The organism is Protofrankia sp. CiP1_Cm_nod3, assembly GCF_982290655.1.
On the sequence record NZ_CEVIVD010000107.1, the window covers coordinates 9755 to 16287 of the forward strand.

The following is a 6533-nucleotide window of genomic DNA, read 5'->3' on the forward strand; positions in this document are numbered from 1 at the left end:
CCCGGCGGCCGGAGCAGTCCCGGCGGCCGGGGCGCGAGAGGTCCTACCGGGCGACCAGCCTGCGGACGTCCGCCGCTGAGGTGCCCAGCCCGGTCGGAGCGCCGAAGGGCCGCCGGTCCACGGCCGGGTGGTAGCGCAGCTCGATCTCCTCGTAGCGGTGGGTCCCCTCGTGCCAGCGCAGGATGCCGGCCAGCCAGTTCTGCAGATCATGGACGTAGCCGAGCAGCGCGTCGCGGACGTCGCCGTCAAGCTGAAGCCGGTCGAACAGCGCCGGCAGCTCGTCGGCCACGATGTGCTCGAACTGGCGCATCCGGGCGGTCATGAGGTCGTTGACCACCTCGACCGCGCGGTCGCGGCCGCAGCCGAGGAAGTTCTCGACCACCAGCACGCAGTTGTGGATCTCGCCCTCGAACTGGATCTCCTTCTGGTAGGAGAAGACGTCGTTGAGCAGGCAGGCATAGTCGGCCGCGGCGTTCTCCAGCGACCGTACCGGCCGGGTGCGGAAGATCTCGGCCGGCACGGTGTGCGCGTGGGCGAGCCGGCACAGGCTCATCGTCAGGTCGGAGCCGAACGTCGCGCGGCGCATCTCCAGGTAGTCGACGGGGTCGGGGATGCGGTTGACCGCCTGGTTCGCCAGCTCCCACAGCCAACTGTCGATCATCACTTCGACGGCGCGGCGGAAGGCGGCCCGCGCGGCGGGCCCCATCGGCCCGGCGGTGCGTTCCCACAGGTCGGCGAGGCCGCGCTCGAGGGCGTTCGCCGGTACCTCGGTGGCCGGGCCGTCGAGGGGCATGAAGGCGCGCAGCCGTTCGTTGCTCAGCCGCGCCCCGGCCAGGTTCCCGCTCCGGCCGAAGATCACCGGGTAGTAGTCGTCGCCGTAGGTGCCCCAGGTCAGCCAGCTGGTGGTGAGGTCGAGCTCCGCCGCGGAGGCGTCCGGGTGGATACCGGCCGAGCACAGGGCGAAGTCGAACGCGACCAGCTTGTGCTCGTCCCAGATGCCCGGGACCGGGTCCAGCATGCCCATCGCACCCGCCCAGCGGACGACCGAGCGTCGCGAGGCGTCCAGGTGCGGGCTGCGCCCGGTGCTGTACGGCAGGTAGAACTCGGGCAGCCGGGTCGGCCCGACCACCCGGAACGGCACGTTGGCATGGGACCGCAGCCGCCGCGGCGCGGTCGCGAGCAGGGACGGCACGACCCGCACCGCCGAGGTGCCGAGGCTCGGCGTGCCGGGCAGGCCGGGCAGCCCACCCACCCCGGCGGGCAGCCCGGGACCGGCCGGGACGGCGTCGAGGGCCACCTCGCGGTTCATGTACCGGCTGGAGCGCAGATGCCACTCGTGGCCGCCGGACTGCCAGTCCTGCAGGCCCTTGACGTATGCCAGCGTCGCGAGCCGTCCCGCCGGGTCGATGCCGTGCTCGTCCAGGACGGCCGGCAGCTCCGCGGCCGCCGTGTGCTCGAACTGGTGCAGCCGGGAGGTGAGCAGATCGTTGACGGCGTCGGCGGCCTGCTGCGTGCCGATGCCGAGGAAGCGTTCGACGACCAGCACCCCGTTGCTGAGCTCGCCCTCCTCGGTGACCTCCCGCTCGTAGGAGAACAGGTCGTTGCGCAGGTGGACCGCGTCGGCGAAGGTGTCGCGCAGCACCCGCAGCGGACGGGTGGCGGCGACGGCGGCCGGGACCTCGGCGTCCGCGGCGTGCTCGACGAGGTTCGCCGACCAGGGCGCGCCGCCGACCTTGCGGCGCATCTCGACGTACTCGATCGGGTTGGCCAGCCGGCCGGCGTTGATGTTGGCGAGTTCCCAGAGCGACTCGTCGAGCAGGTTGCGGGTGCTCACCGCGAACCGTTCCCGCCAGTCGGCGGACCTGGCGGGCACGGTCCGCGTCCACAGGTCCGCGAGCCCGCGCTCGACCGGGTTCGTCGGCTCCTCGGTGATCTCGCCGTCGACCGGCATGAAGGCGGGCAGCCGGTCGAGATGGGCCCGCCCGCCCGCCATGTCGTGCGTCCGCTTGTAGAGCTCCAGGAAGTAGTCGTCGAAGTAGAAGACCCACACGTACCAGTCGGTGACGAGGTTCAGCCGCTCGGCGGTGGCGTCGGGATGGGTGTAGGCACACAGCAGGGCGTAGTCGTGGGCGTCGAGGTCCCGCTCGGTCCAGATCGCGGTCCCGCCCTCGGGCGGGTCGATCATCTCCATGGCCCGGGCCCACGCCCGGCTGTGCTCCCGGGCGGCGTCCAGATGGGGGCTCAGGCGCGCCGGATAGGGCACGTAGAACTCGGGGAGGGTGAAAGGCTGCATGATTCTCCGGGAAACCCTTCTCTGCCACTGGTGCGGGCGGTCACGCCCGGAATGCGTCACCGAATACCGGCGTGTCGCCGCGGCGCGCTGGCCGCGGCGACACGCCGGCGGGTGGGCTCAGCGCCCGATCTCGACGCTCTCCAGGATTCCGAGCGCGTCCGGGACGAGGACGGCGGCGGAGAAGTAGGTCGTCACCAGATACGAGATGATTGCCTTCTCGTTGATGCCCATGAACCGGACGGACAGCCCCGGCTCGTATTCGTCGGCGAGGCCGGTGTGGTGCAGGCCGATCACACCCTGGTTCTCCTCCCCGGTCCGCAGCGCGATGACGGAGGTCGTTCCCGTGGCGCTGACCGGAATCTTGTTCAGCGGCAGGAGGGGGACGCCACGCCAGGCCGGCACGTGCTGGTCGTGGAACAGGACGGTCGCCGGGTAGATTCCCCGCGCGGTGCACTCCCGGCCGAAGGCCGCGATCGTCCGGGGGTGGGCAAGCAGGAAGTGTGTGCTGCGCCGCCGGCTGAGCAGCTCGTCGAAGTCGTCCGGGGTCGGCGGGCCGGAGCGGGTGTGAATGCGCTGGCGCAGGTCGGCGTTGTGCAGCAGGCCGAAGTCGGGATTGTTGACCAGCTCGTGCTCCTGGCGTTCGCGCAGTGCCTCGACGGTGAGCCGCAGCTGCTGCTCCAGCTGGTTGATCGGCTCGTTGTACAGGTCGGCCACCCGGCTGTGGATGCGCAGCACCGTCTGGGCGACGCTGAGCTCGTACTCCCGCGGGGCCAGCTCGTAGTCGACGAACGTGCCCGGCAGGTCCGGCTCGCCGCTGTGCCCGGCCGCGATCGCGATCTCCGCCTCGCCCTGCCGGTTGCGCGGCGGCTGCGGGCGGGAGCGGTAGTCCGCCAGGTGCCCGCGCAGCGCGGCGTCCCGCTCGACGACCTCGGCGAACTGCTCGCGGGTGAGCACGAGCACGGTGGCGGCGGTCAGGGCGCGGGCGGTGTACTCCCAGGTCAGGTCCGGCTCGACGAGGACCTCGTCACCGAAGTACTCGCCGTCGGCAAGCACCCCGAGGGAGCGCTCGTCACCGTACTCGCCCGGGCCGAATTTTCCGATCTTGCCGTGGGCGACGAGGAACACCGCGTCGGCCGGCGCGCCCGTCTCCACCAGGGCGTCGCCCGGTGCGTACTCCCGCTGGGCGAAGCGGTCGGCGAGAGCGGTGAGCGCGTCGCCGTCGAAGCCCCGCAGGGCGGGCAGCTCGGCGAGCTCACCGGGCACCACTCGCACCTCGGATCCGGTGGAGGTGAACGTGATGAGCCCGTCGCCGAGTATGTAGGTCAACCGCCGGTTGACCCGGTAGACGCCGCCGGCCGTCTGGACCCAGGGCAGCACGCGCAGCAGCCACCGGGAGGTGATCTCCTGCATCTGGGGGACGGACTTGGTGGTCGTCGCGAGATTGCGCGCGGCCGCCGTGCTCAGGCTCAGCCGGGGGTCCTCACCGGTCACGCCGGGGCCGGTCGATACGGGCTCGGTCATGCGGGCTCCACCTCTCTGTGGTTCTTCCAGGGATCGGGGCAACCGGGCACCGGCGGTACGCCGTGCCCTTAACCGATGCGCTGTCCGGTCGGTGTCCCCGCGGGGTGCGCGGGACGGCCGGCCGGATTCGTCAGGGCTGTTCCGGTACTTTCCCGAGAACTTCTGGCCCGCGGCGGCGCCGGCGCCGCTCCGACAGCGCCGTGTCATCTTTTCCGAGGGCTCCCACCGAACGTGGGAAAGACAGTGGCGGGGATTCTCGTGGCATCCCTACGGCCGCGGTACCGGCGTTGGAGACGCGCCCGGGCCAGCGGCCCGGTCAGATCTCCAGGAACGCATACGGATGATCCCCGCCCTCCATCCGTCCGGATGATCGCGCGGTCAGCAGCTTCATACCCGTGGACCCCCCGTCATGTCGCGCCGTTCGGCGACATGCGCTTTGTTCGCTGTCGGTAAGCGCGTGGCCGCGCATCGGCAGCCTCCTCCATCGGAGCCACGGGCGGCAAGCACTTTGCGGAACTACTCGAGGACTGGCCCGGAAGGTGGCCCGTCTAGTCCGCTGACCGATCTTGTCGGTTACGGACAGTAAAGGACGATGGGGCCGGGACAGGAAACATCTCCGGGCAACGCGTCGCGGCCAGCTCGGCCGGCCATCGGAACGCGATCATTCAACCGATTCCCCCGCCGCATCGGCGGCGACCGGCATGCGGGCCCGTGGCGCGGCCATTCCGGGCCGGCCGGCAGGCGGGGGCGTTCACCGGGCATGCCCGCGACGGCACCCGAAAGTCATAGCGAGACAACTCACCAGGGCTTCGGAGGACGCCGGCCACCCAGCGCTCGACACGCCCTCAAGCGATCAATTGCTAACTGTGAGTTACGAAAGCATCGGCACTACTAGTAACTAATATCCATGAGATATTCCCGCTTTCCAGTCATTTCGTACTAGTTCTCCAGTTCGACTTTTGTGTTTTATGTGTGTTAGTTGTGTTTTATGAAGATCGCAAATGGTCGGGCTGACGTGACGGGCAGCGGATGCGGGCGCCGATCGCCGGCGCGAGGGCCTCGCTGGAACGCGTCCGGCTCCGGATACGGGGGCACTACACGACCGGGACCGTGGTCGACGTCGACGTCGACGTCGACGAAGATCCCGATCGTTACACTCGCCACACCCCGACGGTTGATTTCGTCACTCGGAACGGCGACCGCCGGGTCGAGCGGCTGCTGCACCCGGTGGGGATTCAGCACGACGTAGGCGCCCGCATCCGTATCCTGTCCGGCCGCACGGCCTGGGCCACGTCGTCGTCCCGGATTTCTTCCAGGGATTCCGGAGCATCCTTTTCCTCCCGTTCCCGGTCGCGTCGGGGCTCGTCTTCATAGGCGTCGGCGTCGTGCTGCTGACCGGCGTCGGCCGAGTCGATCTCTGGAATGGCTGGGTCCTCTCGACCGGCTAGCCGTACGGACGGTCGTCATACAGATAATCGACAGTCCCGACGTCCCACCGGACGCCAGGCCGGAGCGGGAGCCGACAGGCATCAGAGATCACACGAACGTATGCATACAAGCAAAAGTATGAACTTGGGGCTATACCGAGCTGACGCTGATCGGCTGCTCCCGCGAGTTTCGACCAGTGGCTCGGCGGAATCGAGGCGCAGGACGGTCCGCCGAGGCGTTGCCAACCTCGGCGGACTTCTCAGTGCCTACCAGGCGCCATTGACGACGCAATAGCGGTCTGTCGCACAGAAACAGCCTGCCGCGCAAACGCCTCTATCGGCATTGCCCGGATCGCGGCCCGTCCACGATGTTGCCGGTCTGCCGCAGTTCTGGTTCGTTGCCGCCGCAGCTCAGGGGGCCGGTGACATGGTTGGCCTCGAATGCGGGCACAGCGTCCTCCGGTAGCAGGCCGCTGCCGCTGTTGGCAGTGATCCGCGCCGGTCCCGTGACCGTGTTGGCCGAGGCTTCGAGACCTCCGCTGTTGGCCTCCAGGACCAGCGGGCCCTGGATGGTGTTGCCCATGCAGGCCGTCACATCGTCGTGATCAGCGCCGATCAGGACGTAGCCGCTGCTCGTCCGGATGGTGACCGGCCCGGCCAGCGTCGACCGGCAGACGGTGACCGCGACGGCACCGCTGGCGGACAGGGGGCCGGTGACCTCGGCGCCCAGCACGGCCAGGGCTCCACCGGGCTGTATGGTGATCGGCCCGTCCTGCTGGCCGCCGGCTCCTATGCACAGCGACCGGCCGGTGGCCACGATCAGAGGACCGTGGTGTGGTGTCGTCGTGCACGGCTGGCTGAATCCGACGGTGATCCCGGTGGGTCCTGCCGTGGTGCTCGGCGCGAAGCGCGGGTCTCCGCTGTAGCTGGCGGTGACCGGATGGGATCCGGGCTGGAGCGCGCCGGTGCTGAAGCTGGCCTGACCACCGCTGACCGGCACGGTGGCCAGGGGTGTTGTCCCGTCCGAGAATGTGATCGTGCCGGTCAGGACGCCCGCGGCCGGGTAGGCGGGGCCTACGGTGGCGGTGACGGCGACGGCGTGCCCGAACAGCGGGGTGGACGTACTCGGAGTCAGCGTGATCGTGGTTTCGTACCGGAACGAGATGATCGCTTTGCCGCTGCCGTGGCTGACGCCCGGGATGAGGGAGACGTTGGTCGCCGCTGGCGTCGCATACCCGCTCCCGCCGCCGCCACCTGCCCCGAAGAAGCCGCCGGGCTCCCCGCCGCCGGAG

The 6533-nt window shown here is 69.8% G+C and carries 3 protein-coding genes; all 3 read right to left on the bottom strand.

The genetic code is table 11. The features are described from left to right. Positions 1-43 precede the first annotated feature (43 nt). Positions 44-2293 carry a family 2 encapsulin nanocompartment cargo protein terpene cyclase gene (locus tag AC5LUJ_RS17940; protein ID WP_250283756.1) on the bottom strand — a complete coding sequence of 750 codons (2250 nt, stop codon included), beginning with the start codon at positions 2291-2293 and terminating at the stop codon, positions 44-46. A gap of 117 nt (positions 2294-2410) precedes the next feature. Further along, complete coding sequence (locus tag AC5LUJ_RS17945; RefSeq protein WP_250283759.1) at positions 2411-3814, bottom strand: family 2B encapsulin nanocompartment shell protein; 1404 nt, start codon at positions 3812-3814, stop codon at positions 2411-2413. A gap of 1761 nt (positions 3815-5575) precedes the next feature. Continuing rightward, positions 5576-6533: Ig-like domain-containing protein (locus tag AC5LUJ_RS17950; RefSeq protein WP_493465343.1), on the bottom strand; the 958-nt coding region annotated here is incomplete at its 5' end.

Bases quoted from the DNA above. Each gene is read 5' to 3' on its own strand.
- AC5LUJ_RS17940 (WP_250283756.1), bottom strand. From the start codon at position 2,293: ATGCAGCCTTTCACCCTCCCCGAGTTCTACGTGCCCTATCCGGCGCGC.
- AC5LUJ_RS17945 (WP_250283759.1), bottom strand. From the start codon at position 3,814: ATGACCGAGCCCGTATCGACCGGCCCCGGCGTGACCGGTGAGGACCCC.